Raw genomic sequence first — 17,753 nt, 5'->3', positions numbered from 1 at the left:
CCCGATGGATAACCTTCGTATCGCGTTCATAGGCGCGGGCAACATGGCGGCCAGCCTGATCGGCGGGCTGCGCGCGCAAGGATTGGCGGCTTCGCAGATTCGAGCGGGCGATCCGGGCGAAGAGAATCGTGGCCGGCTTCAGCGCGAGCACGGCGTGGACGCCGTCAGCGACAATGCCGAGGCCGTTCGCGACGCCGATGTCGTGGTGCTGGCGGTCAAGCCGCAGGTCATGAAAGCGGTTTGCCAGGACCTGGCTCCCCATCTTCGTGCACATCAGCTGATCGTCTCGGTTGCAGCCGGCATTCCCTGCGCAAGCCTGGAGGCATGGCTGGGTGCCGATACATCCGATGCACGCCCAATCGTTCGCTGCATGCCAAACACTCCCGCGTTGCTACGCGTAGGCGCCAGCGGCTTGTACGCCAATATGCACGTGAGCGACGCGCAGCGCACCCAGGCGGAGCAGCTGCTTTCAGCGGTAGGTCTGGTGATGTGGCTTGAGGACGAGTCGCAGATCGACGCCGTCACCGCTGTCTCCGGAAGTGGCCCTGCTTACTTTTTCCTGCTCGTCGAAGCCATGACGGCCGCGGGTGAAAAGCTCGGCCTTCCTCGGGAGGTTGCTGCCAAACTGACGGCCCAAACCGCGCTGGGCGCTGCACGCATGGTCACCGAAAGCGATGTCGGCGCTGCAGAGCTGCGCCGCCGCGTGACCTCGCCCAATGGAACCACTGAAGCCGCCATCAAAGCCTTCCAGGCTGGCGGCCTCGAAGCGCTGGTGCAGGATGCGCTCGATGCAGCCGCCCATCGCTCGGCCGAACTGGCCGCCCAGCTTGGACAATAGGAGCCTTAAATGTCCGGACTCAACGAAGCCCTGATCTACGTTATTCAAACGCTGGGCAGCTTTTACCTGCTCATCGTTCTGCTGCGGTTCATCCTGCAGCTTGTACGCGCCGACTTCTACAATCCGCTCAGCCAGTTCATCGTCCGGGCGACGCATCCGCTTCTCAAGCCCATGCGCCGCGTGATACCGAGCCTGGGTAGCCTGGATTTGTCCTCACTGATTCTGGCGATCATCGTTCAGCTGCTGCTGATGGCGGTCGTCGTGGTCCTGATGACCGGGTCCATGCCAGCCGAATTCCTTCTGCCGATGCTCGTATGGTCGATCCTGGCCATCACCTCGCTGTTCCTGAAGATCTTCTTCTTCGCCCTCATCATCAGCGTGATCTTGTCATGGGTGGCCCCGGCCAGTCACAACCCGGCCGCCCAGCTGGTCCAGCAGATCTGCGAGCCCTTCCTGGCGCCCTTCCGTCGCTTCCTGCCTAACTTGGGTGGCCTGGATATTTCGCCGATCTTCGCCTTCATGGCGATCAACCTGATCGACCGCTTCGTGATCGCGCGACTGGCCGCGGAAACCGGTATGCCGCCGATACTCAGTCCGTTCATGTAAGCCCAGCCGGGATCTCTATCCCGGCTCTGCGCCTAGAAACGAAGGGCCCGGTGCGCAAAAGTTTGCACACCGGGTCCCGCCTGGCAAAGCAGACCCGCAGCCTGAAACCCCGCCAGCTGGCTCCTGCCGCTTCATCGCGCAGTAATCCCCCACTGGTGCGCAAGTTCTTGCGCAAGCCATCGTGGCACACCTCACACTACCCATTCAGGCGTCAAACTAGATCGACATAAACGATTGATCTATAAGTGGTTTTTAAATCTGGCACGCGATTCGCTGTTGTCTTTGCAGATCAAACGATCTTCAACCCACGCAAAGGAGCGCATCATGCCAACACCCGCCTACATGACCCTGGAAGGCACCAAGCAAGGTCTGATCACTGCCGGCACCTTCACCGAAGATTCCGTCGGCAACATCTTCCAGGAAGGCCATGAAGACCAGATCCTGGTTCAGGCCTTCAACCATCAGGTCATCATTCCGCGCGACCCGCAGTCCGGCCAGCCTACCGGCCAGCGCGTCCACAAGCCGCTGATGATCACCAAGGTCTTCGACAAGTCGTCACCGCTGATCTTCAACTCGCTGACCTCGGGTGAGCGCCTGAGCAAATGCCGCCTGGAGTGGTACCGTACCTCCGCCACTGGTACGCAGGAGCACTACTTCACCATCGAGCTGGAAGACGCCATCATCGTCGACGTGCAGTCCCGCATGCCGAACTGCCAGGACCCGAACATGGCGCACTTCACTCACCTCGAAGACGTCTATTTCACCTACCGCAAGATTGTCTGGACGCACGAAGTGTCCGGCACTTCCGGCTCGGATGACTGGCGCGCACCGATTTCCGCCTGATCGCACCGCGCAGACCGCCGACCGACAGTGGTCGGCGTTCTGCTGTCCGACACAAAGCACGCACGCGCCCAGCGGTAGGCGCCACCTCCACTTCCCTAGTAGAATCCCGCGCCTGCCTTTTGTATGAGCCGGGTCCATGCCCACTGCCTTTCCCGATGATTCCGTGGGGCTCGTCACCCCTCGGGTACAAGCGTTCGAAACGCCGTTGCTTCTGGCCTGTGGCCGCAGCCTCAACAGCTATGAACTCATCTTTGAAACCTACGGCGAGCTCAATGCTGACCGCAGCAATGCAGTACTCATCTGCCATGCGCTGTCCGGCCACCACCACGCAGCGGGCTATCACAGCACCGAAGACCGCAAACCCGGGTGGTGGGATTCCGCAATAGGCCCAGGCAAACCCATCGACACGCGCAAGTTTTTCGTGGTCGCACTGAACAATCTGGGTGGCTGCAACGGCAGCACCGGGCCGACGAGCGTCAATCCGGCAACCGGCAAGCCTTACGGCGCTGACTTCCCGGTTGTGACTGTCGAAGACTGGGTCAACAGCCAGGCCCGGCTGGCGGACGTATTGGGTATCGACCAATGGGCCGCGGTCGTCGGTGGCAGCCTCGGCGGCATGCAGGCGCTGCAATGGACAATCAGCTATCCCGAGCGCGTGCGTCATTGCCTGGCAATTGCGACTGCGCCAAAACTCTCCGCCCAGAACATCGCATTCAACGAAGTTGCGCGTCAGGCCATTCTCTCCGACCCCGAGTTCCATGGGGGCGACTTCCAGGCGCAAGGCGTGATCCCCAAGCGAGGTCTGATGCTGGCCCGCATGGTCGGGCACATCACCTACCTGTCTGATGATGCGATGGGTGAGAAGTTTGGTCGCGAGCTCAAGACCGACAAGCTCAACTACGATTTCCACAGCGTCGAATTTCAGGTCGAAAGCTACTTGCGTTACCAGGGCGAAGAATTCTCTGGGCGCTTCGATGCCAACACCTACCTGCTCATGACCAAGGCGCTGGACTACTTCGATCCTGCGCAAGCCCATGGTGGGGACCTTGCAGCAACGCTGGCCAACGTACAGGCACGCTTCTGCCTGATGTCGTTCACGACGGACTGGCGCTTCTCTCCCGCCCGCTCGCGGGAGATCGTCGAGGCACTCATTGCGGCTAGGAAGCACGTCAGCTATCTCGAGGTCGACGCCCCCCAGGGACATGACGCTTTCCTCATGCCCATCCCCCGCTACCTTCGAGGGTTCGCGGCCTACATGAATCGGATCGAGGTGTAACCATGCGAGCTGACCTCGACATCATCAAGGACTGGATCCCTACGGGCAGCCGCGTGCTCGATCTCGGTTGCGGGGACGGTGAGCTGCTGGCCTGGCTGGGCGAACACCGCGACGTGAGCGGGTACGGACTGGAAATTGACCCAGAGAAAATCGAGCGTTGCCTTGACCGTGGCGTGAACGTCATCGAGCAGAACCTGGACGACGGCCTGGGCAACTTCGGCTCCAACAGCTTCGACGTGGTCGTAATGACCCAATCGTTGCAAGCACTGCGCTACCCGGACAAGGTGTTGAGCGAGATGCTGCGGGTAGGCAAGCATTGCATCATCACCTTTCCGAACTTCGGCCACTGGCGCTGCCGCGTGTACCTGGGTGGCCGCGGACGGATGCCGGTGTCGGACTTTCTGCCTTACACCTGGTACAACACGCCAAACATCCACTTCTGCACATTCGAAGACTTCGAACGCCTGTGCCGCGAATTGCGCGCCCGCGTAATGGATCGTCTCGCCGTCGACCGGCACCATCGTCATGGCGCGGCCAGCCGCCTATGGCCAAATCTGTTCGGCGAAATTGGTATCTACCGCATCAGCGGCGTCGAATTCACCGATCACCGCGTCGCGGTCTGACACAAGGAGAAACCAAACGTGCTTTCCCTGAACGAAGTCGTCCTCGCAAGCCACAACGCCGGCAAGCTCAAGGAGCTCCAGGCCATGCTCGGCCAGTCGGTGAAGATCCGGTCGATCGGTGAGTTCAGCGCGGTCGAGCCTGATGAAACCGGACTTTCCTTCGTGGAAAATGCCATTCTGAAGGCACGCAATGCGGCCCGTCTTTCCGGCCTGCCTGCGCTCGCCGATGATTCGGGTTTGGCTGTGGACGCCCTGGGTGGTGCGCCAGGTATCTATTCAGCGCGCTATGCGGATGGCCAGGGCGACGCGGCGAACAACGCCAAGCTTCTCGAGGTGCTGAAGCACGTACCCGAGACCGAGCGGACCGGGCAATTCGTCTGCTGCCTTGCGCTGGTTCGCCATGCCGACGATCCGCTACCCATTCTGTGCGAAGGCCTCTGGCAGGGCCGCATCCTTTTCGCACCCCAGGGTGACCATGGCTTCGGCTATGACCCGCTCTTCTGGGTGCCGGAGGGCAATTGCTCAGCCGCCGAATTGCCGCCCGAGCAAAAGAATCAGGTCAGCCATCGCGCCCGTGCCATGGCTTTACTGAAGCAGCGCCTGGGCCTATAGGCCTCGACTGCCACATGACCATGACCCTTCGCCTGCCCCCACTTGCCGCGTATATCCATATCCCATGGTGCGTGCGCAAATGCCCGTACTGCGACTTCAACTCGCACGCCGCTGGCTCGACGGTCCCGGAAGAGGCGTATGTGGATGCCCTCCTGGCTGATCTGGACCTCGACGTGGTTCACAGCCATGGCCGCGAGCTCACATCGATCTTTTTCGGCGGCGGTACCCCAAGTCTATTCTCGGCACGCGCGCTCGACAGGCTACTGAAGGGTGTCGATCAGCGGATCCCATTTGCCAGCGACATCGAGATCACGCTCGAAGCCAACCCAGGGACGTTCGAGCAGGAAAAATTCCGCGATTACCGAGCGCTGGGTATCAATCGCTTGTCGATTGGCGTGCAAAGTTTCCAGCCACAGAAGCTGACTGCACTGGGCCGCATCCATGATGGCAACGAAGCCATTCGCGCGGCTGACATGGCACGCGCCGCTGGGTTCGATAACTTCAACCTGGACCTGATGCATGGGCTCCCGGACCAGTCGCTCGATGATGCGCTTAAAGACCTGCAGATGGCCGTTGCGCAAGCGCCTACGCATTTGTCCTGGTACCAGCTCACCATGGAACCCAATACGGTCTTCTGGACCCAGCCGCCCGTCCTTCCGGAAGATGACGTGCTGTGGGATATCCAGGAGGCGGGCCAGGCCTATCTGGCGGCGGAAGGCTACGCGCAATATGAGATTTCAGCCTACGCGCGCGCCAACCAGCGTGCGCGCCATAACCTCAACTACTGGACCTTTGGTGACTTCATCGGCATCGGCGCTGGCGCCCACGGCAAGCTCAGCTCGCCTGACGGCACGCTGCGGCGGACATGGAAAACGCGCTTGCCCAAGGATTACCTGGCCCCGGAGAAACCCTTCCTCGCTGGCGAACGCGTGCTGACACCTGCGGAGCTACCTTTCGAATTCATGATGAACGCGCTGCGGCTAACCGACGGTGTGTCCACTGCCTCGTTCGTCGAACGCACGGGGCTTTCCGCAAATGCCATTTCAGCCTCTCGTGGCGAAGCCGTGCGCAAAGGCCTTCTCGAGAACGATCCCGATCGCTTGGTCGCCACCGAACAAGGCCAGCTGTTCCTGAACGACCTGCTGCAGCTATTCCTCGAAGAGGACGTGTAAAGCGACTTGCCGCGCGCCCGTACACATATCGACGCGGCTATTTCGGGTACCCTATTCGGCCTTCGGCCCCGCAGAACGGAAACGCCCCGCGTGCTCGACCCGCGCAGCATCATCTTCATCCTGTCGGCACTATGCTTCCTGATGTCCTTCGTGCTGTTCGCCATGCCCGCGTCCGTTCGAGAGAGGCTAAATGGCACGCGCCAGTGGAGCGCCGGGATGCTGACCCTGTCCATCGCGGCGTTTCTGTTCGGCATGCGTGGTATTGCCCCTGACTGGCTTTCGATCTCATTGGCCAACACCGCCGCGCTGTCGGCCGCCGGGCTGATCTATACGGGTGGCCGGGCCTTTTTTGGCAAGCGACCTGCCAATAAGCAGGTCGTGCTGACCATCGCAATCGCGACGCTCGTCATGAATTATCTGACGTACGTCCACGAGTCCTTCGCTCTACGTTCGATGCTCTATTCATTGGTATCGGCGACGCTGCTTTACCTGTTCTGTCGAGATGTGATCCGTTATCGACCGCGCACAGCGGGCAGAGCCCTGTTTCCCTACGTTTTTACCGGATGTAGCGTGGCAGTAGATGTAGTGGTGTCACTATTGCGTGCGGTGGCTTTGTTCTGGGCAGCGGGAGAAACGACTATCGACCTGTTCGCGCCGAGCACGCTGAACGTGGTGTATTTTTCGACGTACAGCCTCGTCACCATCTGTATTTCCGTCGGTTTCATCCTGATGTCCAACGAGCGCCTGCATGCGCTGCTTGAACATCAGCTCAGCCACGACGGGCTGACCAACGCGTTTGCCCGGCACGTGGTCGTGGACCTGGCCCGGCGTGAGCTCGGCGGACGCGCGCCCGCCTCCCTGCTGCTGCTGGACATCGATCACTTCAAAAGCGTCAACGATAGCCTCGGCCACCAGGCAGGGGATGAAGTGCTCAAGCACTTCGTTCATACCCTCAGCAGTTCGCTGAGGCCAAACGAGCCGTTGGGGCGGTACGGAGGCGAGGAATTTCTCGTCCTGCTTCGCAATGCGGATGCGCGCCAGGCCGGGCTGGTCGCAGAGCGGTTAAGGCGCGCCGTCAGTTCGACACCGTATTCACACAATGGCTCGCCCTACCCGATCACCGTGAGTATTGGCTGTGCGTCCGCCTTGCCGGGCGAGAGCCTGGAAACATTGCTCAACCGTGCGGATACCGCTCTTTATCGCGCAAAGCGCGAAGGCAGGAACCGTGTCGAACACGGCTGAATAAAGGAGATTACGATGGACGTACTACTCGACCTTATCGCCACTGGCTCCCGCTGGTGCCGCGGTCATCTCAGCGAGATCTCGATCGCAATCCTGGCAACGCTGTTGGTGCTGTTTGGCCCAGCGATCAATGCCTGGGTCCAGGGCCGTATCGGCTCACTCAACTTCATCTTCCGAACGCTGCTGTTCGTGATCGTCTGTGCGGTGGGATATGGCCTGGCGATGATCTATCTGCCCCCCTGGGTCGCCCAGGGCCTCGGGTACTTCAACAACTACACCCTCGCCCCTGTGCTGGTGTTGCTGTTCTTCGTCATCGGCGTGCTGGCCGATCGCAGCTGACCGGCCCCGCGTGTCGACTCACTCGACGCGTTCGAATTTCAGATCCCAGACGCCATGGCCGAGCCGCTCGCCACGGCGCTCGAATTTTGTGACTGGCCGCTCTTCCGGGCGGGGAATGAACGTGCCATCTGCTGACAGATTGCGGTAGCCAGGTGCGACACGCATCACTTCAAGCATATGCTCGGCGTATTGCGCCCAGTCAGTGGCCATGTGCAGTACGCCGCCAACCTTTAGCTTCTGCCGCACCAGTTCGGCAAAAGCGGGCTGGACGATCCGGCGCTTGTGGTGGCGAGACTTGTGCCAGGGATCTGGAAAGAACAGCAGGACGCGGTCCAGTGACGCATCGCTCACGCACTGACGCAGCACTTCCAAGGCGTCACAGCTGTAGACGCGGATATTCTTCAAATCGCGGCTCAGCGCTCCGTTGAGCAACGCGCCAACACCTGGCTTGTGCACCTCTACGCCGATGAAGTCCTGCTCGGGCGCCTGTTCGGCCATCTCCAGCGTGGAATGCCCCATGCCGAATCCGATCTCGAACGTGCGCGGTGCCTGTCGGCCAAAGACCTGATCGAAGTCCTGCATGCCGCCCGACAACTCGAGGCCGTACAGCGGCCAGCCGCAGTCGAGCCCGCGCTGCTGCCCTTCGGTCATACGACCCGCACGCATGACGAAGCTTTTGATGGTACGCATCGCGCGCGGTGTGTTCTCGGTATGTTCGGTCATGATCTGGAGGTCGCTTGAAGATCAGGCCCAGGCAGGCCGTTGGAAAGAATCAGATTTTGACCGCCGGCCCGCATGACGGGGCGGCGGCGTGCTGGACAGCATGTAAGGGTGCGCCGGGCAGAGGCCAGCCGCTTAGCGGATCATGCCTTCGAGAGGGGAAGACGCGCTGGCATAGAGCTTCTTCGGCATGCGGCCGGCCAGGTAGGCCAGGCGGCCAGCCTCGATTGCGTATCTCATGGCCTGTGCCATGAGGACGGGGTTCTGCGCATGCGCAATGGCGCTGTTCATCAGCACCGCCTCACAGCCCAGTTCCATCGCAATCGTGGCATCCGACGCCGTGCCGACACCCGCATCCACCAGTACCGGGACCTTCGCTTCCTCCAGGATGATCTGCAGGTTGTAAGGGTTGCAGATACCCAGGCCCGTGCCAATGAGCCCCGCGAGTGGCATGACGGCAACGCAACCCATGTCGGCCAACTGGCGCGCGATGATGGGGTCGTCACTGGTGTATACCATCACATCGAAGCCGTCCTTGATCAGCACCTCGGCTGCCTTGAGCGTTTCGATGACGTTCGGGAACAACGTCTTCTGGTCGGCAAGGACTTCAAGCTTCACCAGGTTATGTCCGTCCAGCAGCTCACGCGCCAAACGGCAGGTGCGCACCGCCTCCTGGGCGTCGTAGCAACCCGCGGTGTTCGGCAGGATGGTGTAGCGGTCCGGAGAGATCACATCGAGCAGGTTCGGCTCACCGGGGTTCTGCCCAATGTTCGTACGCCGCACGGCAACGGTCACGATCTCGGCACCACTGGCTTCGATCGCGTCGCGGGTCTCATCCAGATCCTTGTATTTGCCCGTACCTACAAGCAGACGCGAGCTGTAGGTCTTACCGGCAATCGTGAAGGGAGCATCTTGGCGTGGCGCGTTCATCGCGGATTTCCTCGACAGGGAGCGGACCAGGCCTCGGCAGCGTATGTACGCCAGCCATCTTGAGGCCTGTCAGGACGAAACGGGAATGTGGCGGCCGGTACTAGCCGCCGCCGATGGCATGGACCACTTCGACGCGGTCACCTTCCTGCAAGGACGTCGTCTCATGCTGGCTGCGCGGGACGATGTCCATATTGAGCTCTACCGCAACGCGCCGGCCGGCCAGGTCCAGGCGGGCCAGCAGGCCTGCGACGGTCTCTTCGGCGGACACTTCATACGGTTCGCCATTCAATCGAATCTGCATGGTCGAGAGCGCTGTGGTCTTCAGGGGCAGGCATTCTAGCCCGTTTACCCTGGTGGACAAAGGCAATGCGTCGATCAGGCCATGCGCCAGGCCGCAAGCCCCAGGCACAGCCAGCCGCCCAGGAACGCAGCGCCACCAATAGGCGTAACGATACCGAATCGACCGATGCCGACGAGGGTAAGCAGGTAGAGGCTGCCCGAGAAAAGTACAATGCCGAGCGCGAACAGGCTTCCTGCCACCGTTACCAGCCGACCAGGGAACTGAAGCGCAAGCCAGGCCACGCCCAGCAAGGCCAGCGCATGGATCAATTGATAATGTACCCCGGTCTGAAACACGGCCAGGTAATCGCTGGAGAGCCGTGTCTTCAACCCATGGGCCGCGAACGCGCCGAGGGCAACACCGGTGAAGCCGAAGAATGCGGCCATCAGGAGAAAGAGTCGAACCATGGATCATCTTCCAAACGCCAGGATGCAGTTCCCATAATGGCCCGTCGAACCCGGAAGACCAAGTCAGGTGTGCGTTTGCTCCTGCGACGTATTGTCCATGTCATCCTGTATGCCGTCGCAGCCAGCATCGTCCTGGTGTTGATCTTCAGGTGGGTCCCCCCGCCCGGCACGGCGCTAATGGTAGAGCGCAAGATCCAGTCCTGGATTTCGGGTGAGCCAATCGACCTGCGTCGGGAATGGCGCAGTTGGGACGCGTTACCTGACTCACTGAAGCTCGCGGTGATCGCCGGGGAAGACCAGCACTTCCCGAGTCATTCGGGGTTTGATCTCCCCGCCATACGCGCGGCGCTGCTGCATAACGAGCAAGGCGGCTCAGTGAGAGGTGCGAGCACGATCAGCCAACAGGTCGCGAAAAACGTATTCCTGTGGTCAGGCCGAAGCTGGGTGCGCAAGGGCTTTGAGGCCTGGTTCACGCTGCTGATCGAGACGCTCTGGTCCAAGGAGAGGATACTCGAGGTCTATCTAAACAGCGTCGAGTGGGGACCTGGCATCTTCGGTGCGCAGGCGGCTGCCCAGTACCACTTTTCCGTCAATGCCGAACAACTCAGTGCTGCGCAGGCCGCACGGCTGGCCGCAGTGCTGCCCAATCCCATCCGCTGGAGCGCTGGCCGACCAAGTGCCTATGTCCTGCAGCGCGCGAGCTGGATCAGCCGGCAAATGCGGCAACTCGGTGGCGCAAGCTACCTCCAGCAACTGAACTGAACGAAAAAGCCGCGCATGTGCGCGGCCTTTCGTATCCATTAACGCTGGCGTTACGCCTGAATCGAGCCCTTGAGCTTGTTCATGGCGTTCTTTTCCAACTGGCGGATCCGCTCTGCAGACACGTTGTACTTGGCAGCCAGGTCGTGAAGCGTCGCCTTGTCTTCCGCCAACCACCGTTGCTGCAGGATGTCGCGACTGCGGTCATCCAGCGTTTCGAGCGCTTCGTGGAGACTGGCGGTGGAGCTGTCGCTCCAGTCTGCATCCTCCAACTGACGCGCCGGATCGTAGCGGTGGTCTTCCAGATAGTGAGCAGGCGACTGGTAGGCGCTATCGTCATCTGCGTCGGCAGCCGGATCGAACGCCATGTCCTGACCAGTCAGACGGCTTTCCATCTCCCGGACCTCATGGGGCTCGACACCGAGGCTTTCAGCAACGCGATGGACCTCGTCATTGTTCAACCAGGCCAGACGCTTCTTTTGGCTACGCAGGTTGAAGAACAGCTTGCGCTGCGCTTTGGTCGTTGCGACCTTGACGATGCGCCAGTTGCGCAGAATAAATTCATGGATCTCGGCTCGAATCCAATGTACGGCGAACGAAACCAGGCGCACACCCATTTCAGGGTTAAAGCGCTTGACTGCCTTCATCAGGCCGACGTTGCCTTCCTGGATCAGGTCGGACTGTGCCAACCCATAGCCGGAATAGCTCTTGGCGATGTGAACAACGAAGCGCAGGTGCGCCATCACCATCTGCCGAGCTGCCTCTAGGTCCTGTTGGAAGTAGAGACGCTCTGCCAGATCGCGCTCCTGCTCCTGGGTAAGCAGCGGAATGCTGTTCACCGCCTGTACGTATGCTTCCAGGTTCGCACCGGGAGCCAACGCGTAAACAGGTTGCAGAGATTTGGTCATTGCGAATCCTCCGATTCACGAAGCTCGCGAAGTTTAGCACTGCGAAATCGGACAGGGAACCTGTGGATAAGTTCCCTGTCATCAATAGCTTTGATATTTGAAATCAATAGGTTAGCGGTGTTTAGGGCCAGGCTATCAACGCGGTGCGAGCTCACGAAGATGCCGCGCTACGGCCAGCCATGCGCCGATATAACCGAGTAACACTGCACCACAAACCAATGACAGTCCATCACCTGCCGGCACGCCATCCAGCGTAAATCCACTGTCGTACAGGCCGGCGAGGCGCACCACTGCATCGTTGAGCCAATTCAAGCCGAACGCCAGCAGCGCCCATGCAAAAAAACCAGCCAACAACCCGTAGATCGCGCCCATATATAAAAACGGACGGCGGACATATCCGTCGGTTCCACCGACCAGCTTGATGACCTCGATTTCCGCTCGGCGGTTTTCAATGTGCAAGCGAATGGTATTCCCCACAACCAGCAGCAGCGCCATAACCAGCAGTACGGTCAAACCGAATACGAAGCGATCACCCAGGTGGAGGATGGCCGTAAGACGCTCTACCCACAGCAGATCAAGCTGTGCCTGATCGACATGCGGCATGCCAGCGAGCTGCTGTCGAAGCGCGTCCAGACGCGTCTTGTCGATCGAGTCCGGCGTGACCAGGATGACCCCGGGCAGCGGATTGTCGGGCAATTCCTTGAGCGCTTGGCCCAGTCCAGTCTGGGCTTGGAAATCTTCGAGCGCCTTTTCACGGCTGATCCATTCCGCTTCGGCAACGTCCGGCATGGATACAATCTCATCGCGCAGTTGCTGACTCTGCGATGTGGTGGCATCCAGCTTGAGATAGACCGAGATCTGCGCAGCGCGCTGCCAGGAGCCACCCAGGCGCTCGACGTTATTCAGCAGTAGCGAAAGCCCCATTGGCAGCGAAAGCGCCACGGCCATGACCAAGCTGGTAAAGAAACTGCCGATGGGTTGCCTGGCCAAACGACGCAGGCTGTCCATCAGGCTGGCACGATGGCTCTCAAGCCAGGCGTGGAAGAAGGTCTTGAAGTCAGGGCCGTCGTCATGCTCTTCGGGCCGCTGCCCGGTGCCGCCAACCCGTTCGGCTGGCTTGGGTGCGGGTTCGCGTGGTGCTGCCATCAGCCCGCCTCCCCATCGCCAATCAGGCGGCCACGTTGCAGCGTCAACATCCGGTGACGCATGCGGGCAATCAGGGCCAGGTCGTGGCTTGCGATGATCACGGTCGTTCCCAGTCGATTGATATCTTCAAACACGCCCATGATTTCGGCGGCAAGACGTGGATCGAGGTTCCCGGTCGGTTCATCCGCCAGCAGCAAGGCTGGCTTGTGGACTACCGCGCGCGCGATACCGACCCGTTGCTGTTGCCCGGTTGAGAGATCCGCCGGGTATTGCAGCGCCTTGTCCTTGAGACTGACGCGCTCAAGGGCGGTCATTACCCGCTGGCCGATCTCACGCTTGTTGAGCCCGAGGATCTGGAGGGGCAGCGCAACGTTGTCGAACACGCTGCGATCGAACAACAGCTGATGATTCTGAAACACGACGCCGATCTGTCGACGCAGAAACGGAATCTGGGCATTGGTTATGGTCGACAGATCCTGCCCCGCCAGGAGCAGCTTGCCGCCGGTAGGGCGTTCCATGGCCAGGAGCAGGCGCAGCAGGGTGCTCTTGCCTGCGCCCGAATGACCGGTGACGAACAGAAACTCGCCGCGGCGGACGCGAAACGTCAGCTCATGCAGGCCGACATGGCCATTGGGATAACGCTTGGCGACTTGGTCGAACCGAATCATGCCGCCTCTTTATTCGAGAACAGTGCCTGCACAAAGGGCTTGGCCTTGAAGGTGCGCAGATCATCGATACCTTCCCCTACCCCGATGTAGCGAATGGGCAGGTTGAACTGCTTGGCCAAGGCAAAAATGACGCCGCCCTTGGCGGTGCCATCCAACTTGGTCAGCGCAAGGCCCGACAGGCTCACCGCCTGATCGAACTGCTTGGCCTGGTTGATGGCGTTCTGGCCGGTCCCTGCATCGAGCACCAGCAAAACTTCATGAGGCGCCGTCTCGTCCAGACGCCCGATGACGCGGCGGACCTTGCGCAGCTCTTCCATCAGGTTGTCCTTGGTATGGAGGCGACCTGCAGTATCGGCGATCAGTACATCGACATTGCGGGACTTCGCCGCCTGTACGGCATCGTAGATCACCGACGCGGAATCGGCGCCGGTATGCTGGGCAATCACCGGAATATTGTTGCGCTCACCCCACACCTGGAGCTGCTCCACGGCCGCAGCGCGGAATGTGTCGCCAGCCGCGAGCATCACGCGCTTGCCCTCAAGCTGGAGCTTCTTAGCCAACTTGCCGATGGTGGTCGTCTTGCCAACGCCGTTTACGCCAACGACCAGAATGACATAGGGCCGCTGCGTAGCATCGATGACCAGCGGCTTCTCGACAGGTGCCAGCAGCGCTGCCAGTTCTTCCTGGAGCGCCTTGTAGAGCGACGAGCTGTTGGACAGCTCCTTGCGTGCGACGCGACGGGTCAGGTTCTGCATGATCACGCCGGTAGCCTCGACGCCAACGTCCGCCATCAGCAAACGGGTTTCGAGTTCCTCGATCAGGTCGTCGTCGATCTCCTTCTCGCCCATGAAGATCGTCGCCATGCCCTCGCCGATGCTGGCACTGGTCTTGGCAAGGCCCTGCCGCAGGCGAGCGAAAAAACCGACTTTTTCCGGCTTCGCTTCTGGAGCAGGCGCTGCGGCCGGAACGGGCGCAGGATCAAGCGCAGGCTGTTCGGCTACTACCACGGGCGCGGCCTGCGCAGGCGGCGGCTCTACGGGCTCCTCCCTCGGCGGCATATCGCCGGGCGTCGGGTCGTCGATCGGCGCGGGAGAGGGCTCGGCCTCGGGTGACGGCTCGGTGACCGGGGGCTCGACAGGCGGCGGCTGCTGAGCCTCGCCTACAGGGGGGACATCAGGGGTCTTTCGCGCTTCGACGTCGGGCGCAGTAGTCGGTTGAGGCCGTTTGCGCAGCCAACCGAACAACCCTTTCTTTTCCGCCGACTCGAGCGGCGGCTTGCTGTCGTCGTTTGAACCAAACATAGGGTCGCGTATCTCAAGAGCGCCGTGCCCGGCAGGGTCGCCAGGCGTGGCCGTCATTAAAATGGATGCGTATCCTAGCACCTCCGTGCTCGCCGGCGTTATGACCGGTGGACTACCCGAAAGGTCCGGTATCTATGAATCTTTCCGCTCGCCGCGGCATTGGCCTGCTTTTCGTCTGGCTGATGGCAACGTCGCTCTACGCCGCTGAGGCGCAACCCACACACGAATTCACGCTTGAAAATGGCCTGAAGGTCGTCGTGCGCGAAGATCATCGTGCACCAATCGTGGTATCACAGGTCTGGTACAAGGTCGGCTCGACCTACGAGGCGCCCGGCAACACCGGCCTGTCCCACGCGCTTGAACATATGATGTTTAAGGGTAGCCGCAAGCTGGGCCCAGGCGAGGCCTCGCGCCTGCTGCGCGAACTTGGCGCCGAAGAGAACGCCTTCACCAGCGACGACTACACCGCCTATTACCAAGTGCTCGCCCGCGACCGCCTGCCCGTTGCGTTCGAGTTCGAAGCCGACCGAATGGCAAGCCTGCGGCTTCCGGCCGACGAGTTCGCACGTGAAATCGAGGTCATCAAGGAAGAGCGTCGCTTGCGCGTCGAAGACCAGCCCATGTCGCTGGCGCTTGAGCGCTTCAAGGCGCTCGCCTACCCAGCCAGCGGTTATCACACGCCCACCATCGGCTGGATGGCTGATCTCGAGCGCATGAGCATCGACGAACTACGTGCGTGGTACGAGACGTGGTACACCCCCAACAACGCGACGCTGGTCGTAGTTGGCGACGTAACCAAAGAAGACGTACATAAGCTGGCCAAGCGCTATTTTGGCGAAATTCCGAAGCGTGCAGTCCCGGTCATCAAGCGTCCGATCGATCTTGCCGAACCCGGCGAACGCCGACTGAAGCTTCACGTTCGCACCCAGTTGCCGGCAGTGCTGATGGGGTTCAACGTCCCGGGCATCGCTACTGCCGAAACACACCGCGAAGCCAATGCGCTGCGCCTGCTCAATGCGGTGCTCGACGGCGGCTACAGCGCCCGCCTGCCCTCGCGCCTCGAGCGTGACCAGGAACTGGTGAGCGGTGCATCGGCCTGGTACAACGCGTTTACCCGTGGCGACAGCCAATTCATGCTCACCGCGATACCGAACATCCAGGCCGGTCATACGCTGGATGACGTCGAAGAGGCCCTCTGGGCTCAGCTCGAAGAGCTCAAGAACGCTCCCCCTTCTGCAGAAGAGCTGGCACGCGTTCGCGCGCAGGTCGTCTCCGGGCTCGTCTACGAACGCGACTCCATCTCGAGCCAAGCCACCACGATGGGTCAGTTGGAGACGGTCGGCCTTAGCTGGCGCCTGATGGACGAGGAACTCGAGGCGCTGGAATCGGTAACGCCAGAAGACCTACAGGCAGCAGCACGCAAGTATTTCACCCGTTCGCGAGTCACCATTGCGCAGGTATTGCCGGAAGAGGCTTCCCATGACTGACCGCCGCCATCGTCGTTACGGCCTGCTCGGCCTCATCATCCTTGCGATCCTCGGGGTATTGCTTTACTCCATGAGCCGACCCGCTCAAGCGCCTGCCGCGCCGGATACAGCTGCAGCGCCAGCGACAACACCTGACGCCCAGCCTGCCCCGGCCGACGCCAACAGGCTAACTTCGCTGACTGAACTCGATGACAAAGCCCCCGTCCGCCGGCCACTCGACATCCAGGCATGGAAGACCAAGGGTGGCGCACGCGTGCTATTCGTCGAAGCCCACGAGCTTCCAATGCTGGATGTACGCCTGACCTTCGCGGCGGGCAGTAGCCAGGATGGTGATACGCCCGGTCTCGCGATGATGACCAACGCAATGTTCGATGAAGGCATTCCCGGCAAGGACGTGACGGCTATCGCTCAAGGCTTCGAAGGGCTGGGCGCCCAGTTCGGCAATGGTGCCTACCGGGATATGGCAGTGCTTTCCCTGCGCAGCTTGAGCGATCCCGCACAACGTGAGCCATCGATTGCCCTGTTCGGGCAGGTTATCGGTGAACCTACATTCCCTGAGGCCTCGCTCAACCGTATCCGCAACCAGATGCTGGCGAGCTTCGAGCAGCGGAAACAGGATCCGGGCAAGCTTGCCAGCATTGCACTGTTCGAAAAGCTGTACGGCGGCCATCCCTATGGCCATCCGACCGAGGGCACACCCGACAGCGTCGCACGCATTGATACGCAGGCACTTCGCGCTTTCTATGAGAAGGCCTATACCGCCGGCAACGCGGTAATCGCGGTTGTCGGTGATCTGACTCGTGAACAAGCCGAAGGCATCGCCGAAAAGGTCTCCGCAGCGCTGCCCCAGGGCCCTGCGCTTGCGTCTCTGCCAAAACCGACCCCGCCTGAAGGTGGCGCCCAGCATATCGAATATCCATCGGCCCAGACCCATTTGCTGATGGCCCAACTGGGTATCGAGCGCGGCGATCCGGACCAGGCGGCGCTTACCGTCGGCAACCAGATTCTTGGGGGCGGCGGATTCGGCGCACGGCTCATGGAGGAGGTGCGAGAGAAGCGCGGGCTCACTTATGGCGTGTATTCGGGGTTCACCGCGATGGCTGTGCCTGGCCCGTTCAGCATCTCGCTGCAGACCCGTGCGGACCAGAGCGAAGGTACGAAGGCGCTGGTCACGGATATCGTTCGTACGTTCCTGACAGAAGGCCCGACGTCCAAGGAAGTGGACAATGCCAAGCGCCAGCTCGCGGGCAGTTTTCCGCTGTCTACGGCCAGCAATGCGGATATTGCAGCTCAGCTGGGTGCCATAGGTTTCTATGACCTGCCCCTAGACTACCTTGAGCGCTTCATGAACCAGGTCCAGGCGCTGACCGTCGAACAGATCAGAGATGCCATGGCGCGTCATCTCGACCCGGACCGTTTCGTCGTGGTTACAGCGGGTCCGACTGTCGAGCAGAAGTCGCTGCCACCGCCGACCGAAAAGAATGCGCAGCCAGCCAGTACAGTGCCTGAACACTGATGATGCAGACACCGTTTACA

General features: G+C 60.9%; 20 protein-coding genes. 12 read left to right on the top strand and 8 right to left on the bottom strand.

Annotated features, from left to right (window positions below):
* Positions 1-4: 4 nt before the first annotated feature.
* The 9 genes from proC to ACY8D3_RS20875 all read left to right on the top strand — a co-directional run bounded on the left by proC (position 5) and on the right by ACY8D3_RS20875 (position 7,551).
* The gene (gene proC, locus ACY8D3_RS20915; protein WP_462380767.1) at positions 5-838 is read left to right on the top strand and encodes a pyrroline-5-carboxylate reductase; all 834 of its coding nucleotides are present in this window, start codon (positions 5-7) and stop codon (positions 836-838) included.
* 9 nt (positions 839-847) lie between these two features.
* Positions 848-1,444 carry a YggT family protein gene (locus tag ACY8D3_RS20910; protein WP_462380766.1) on the top strand — a complete coding sequence of 199 codons (597 nt, stop codon included), beginning with the start codon at positions 848-850 and terminating at the stop codon, positions 1,442-1,444.
* 324 nt (positions 1,445-1,768) lie between these two features.
* Complete coding sequence (locus ACY8D3_RS20905) at positions 1,769-2,287, top strand: Hcp family type VI secretion system effector (RefSeq protein WP_462380765.1); 519 nt, start codon at positions 1,769-1,771, stop codon at positions 2,285-2,287.
* A 136-nt stretch (positions 2,288-2,423) separates the two neighbouring features.
* Positions 2,424-3,563 carry a homoserine O-succinyltransferase MetX gene (metX, locus tag ACY8D3_RS20900; RefSeq protein WP_462380764.1) on the top strand — a complete coding sequence of 380 codons (1,140 nt, stop codon included), beginning with the start codon at positions 2,424-2,426 and terminating at the stop codon, positions 3,561-3,563.
* Positions 3,564-3,565: 2 nt separating this feature from the next.
* Complete coding sequence (metW, locus tag ACY8D3_RS20895; protein ID WP_462380763.1) at positions 3,566-4,186, top strand: methionine biosynthesis protein MetW; 621 nt, start codon at positions 3,566-3,568, stop codon at positions 4,184-4,186.
* An 18-nt stretch (positions 4,187-4,204) separates the two neighbouring features.
* On the top strand, positions 4,205-4,798 hold the full coding sequence (gene rdgB, locus ACY8D3_RS20890; RefSeq protein WP_462380762.1) for an RdgB/HAM1 family non-canonical purine NTP pyrophosphatase: 594 nt from the start codon (positions 4,205-4,207) through the stop codon (positions 4,796-4,798).
* Positions 4,799-4,812: 14 nt separating this feature from the next.
* Entirely contained in the window at positions 4,813-5,970 is a 1,158-nt protein-coding gene (gene hemW, locus ACY8D3_RS20885) for a radical SAM family heme chaperone HemW (RefSeq protein WP_462380761.1), read from the top strand.
* 90 nt (positions 5,971-6,060) lie between these two features.
* The gene (locus ACY8D3_RS20880) at positions 6,061-7,212 is read left to right on the top strand and encodes a GGDEF domain-containing protein (protein ID WP_462380760.1); all 1,152 of its coding nucleotides are present in this window, start codon (positions 6,061-6,063) and stop codon (positions 7,210-7,212) included.
* A gap of 15 nt (positions 7,213-7,227) precedes the next feature.
* Complete coding sequence (locus ACY8D3_RS20875) at positions 7,228-7,551, top strand: DUF3392 domain-containing protein (protein ID WP_462380759.1); 324 nt, start codon at positions 7,228-7,230, stop codon at positions 7,549-7,551.
* Positions 7,552-7,569: 18 nt separating this feature from the next.
* On the opposite strand, the gene trmB is transcribed toward ACY8D3_RS20875, so the two are convergent.
* The 4 genes from trmB to ACY8D3_RS20855 all read right to left on the bottom strand — a co-directional run bounded on the left by trmB (position 7,570) and on the right by ACY8D3_RS20855 (position 9,948).
* Positions 7,570-8,241, bottom strand: a complete 672-nt coding sequence (gene trmB / locus ACY8D3_RS20870) for a tRNA (guanosine(46)-N7)-methyltransferase TrmB (protein WP_462384479.1) — start codon at positions 8,239-8,241, stop codon at positions 7,570-7,572.
* Between the two features lie 165 nt (positions 8,242-8,406).
* Positions 8,407-9,201 carry a thiazole synthase gene (locus ACY8D3_RS20865; protein WP_462380758.1) on the bottom strand — a complete coding sequence of 265 codons (795 nt, stop codon included), beginning with the start codon at positions 9,199-9,201 and terminating at the stop codon, positions 8,407-8,409.
* Between the two features lie 100 nt (positions 9,202-9,301).
* Positions 9,302-9,502, bottom strand: a complete 201-nt coding sequence (gene thiS / locus ACY8D3_RS20860) for a sulfur carrier protein ThiS (protein ID WP_462380757.1) — start codon at positions 9,500-9,502, stop codon at positions 9,302-9,304.
* A gap of 74 nt (positions 9,503-9,576) precedes the next feature.
* A complete protein-coding gene (locus ACY8D3_RS20855) occupies positions 9,577-9,948 on the bottom strand; it encodes a DUF423 domain-containing protein (protein ID WP_462380756.1) in 372 nt (123 codons plus the stop codon).
* Positions 9,949-9,984: 36 nt separating this feature from the next.
* Between ACY8D3_RS20855 and mtgA the strand changes: the two genes are divergently transcribed.
* Positions 9,985-10,710, top strand: a complete 726-nt coding sequence (gene mtgA / locus ACY8D3_RS20850; RefSeq protein ID WP_462380755.1) for a monofunctional biosynthetic peptidoglycan transglycosylase — start codon at positions 9,985-9,987, stop codon at positions 10,708-10,710.
* A 50-nt stretch (positions 10,711-10,760) separates the two neighbouring features.
* Here the strand turns inward: mtgA and rpoH are convergent, their stop codons facing one another.
* From rpoH to ftsY, 4 genes are all read right to left on the bottom strand, one after another.
* On the bottom strand, positions 10,761-11,615 hold the full coding sequence (rpoH, locus tag ACY8D3_RS20845) for an RNA polymerase sigma factor RpoH (RefSeq protein WP_462380754.1): 855 nt from the start codon (positions 11,613-11,615) through the stop codon (positions 10,761-10,763).
* Between the two features lie 135 nt (positions 11,616-11,750).
* On the bottom strand, positions 11,751-12,761 hold the full coding sequence (ftsX, locus tag ACY8D3_RS20840) for a permease-like cell division protein FtsX (protein WP_462380753.1): 1,011 nt from the start codon (positions 12,759-12,761) through the stop codon (positions 11,751-11,753).
* On the bottom strand, positions 12,761-13,429 hold the full coding sequence (gene ftsE / locus ACY8D3_RS20835; protein ID WP_462380752.1) for a cell division ATP-binding protein FtsE: 669 nt from the start codon (positions 13,427-13,429) through the stop codon (positions 12,761-12,763). Before ftsE ends, ftsX begins: the two co-directional genes overlap by 1 nt.
* On the bottom strand, positions 13,426-14,730 hold the full coding sequence (ftsY, locus tag ACY8D3_RS20830; RefSeq protein WP_462380750.1) for a signal recognition particle-docking protein FtsY: 1,305 nt from the start codon (positions 14,728-14,730) through the stop codon (positions 13,426-13,428). Before ftsY ends, ftsE begins: the two co-directional genes overlap by 4 nt.
* Before the next feature lie 134 nt (positions 14,731-14,864).
* Between ftsY and ACY8D3_RS20825 the strand changes: the two genes are divergently transcribed.
* Entirely contained in the window at positions 14,865-16,217 is a 1,353-nt protein-coding gene (locus ACY8D3_RS20825; RefSeq protein WP_462380749.1) for a M16 family metallopeptidase, read from the top strand.
* Entirely contained in the window at positions 16,210-17,733 is a 1,524-nt protein-coding gene (locus tag ACY8D3_RS20820) for a M16 family metallopeptidase (protein WP_462380748.1), read from the top strand. The genes ACY8D3_RS20825 and ACY8D3_RS20820 overlap by 8 nt, the downstream gene beginning before the upstream one ends.
* Positions 17,734-17,753: the final 20 nt, after the last annotated feature.

The sequence above is a fragment of the Pseudomonas sp. Marseille-QA0892 genome, assembly GCF_054950135.1.
This window is presented reverse-complemented; position numbering and strand designations above follow the sequence as displayed.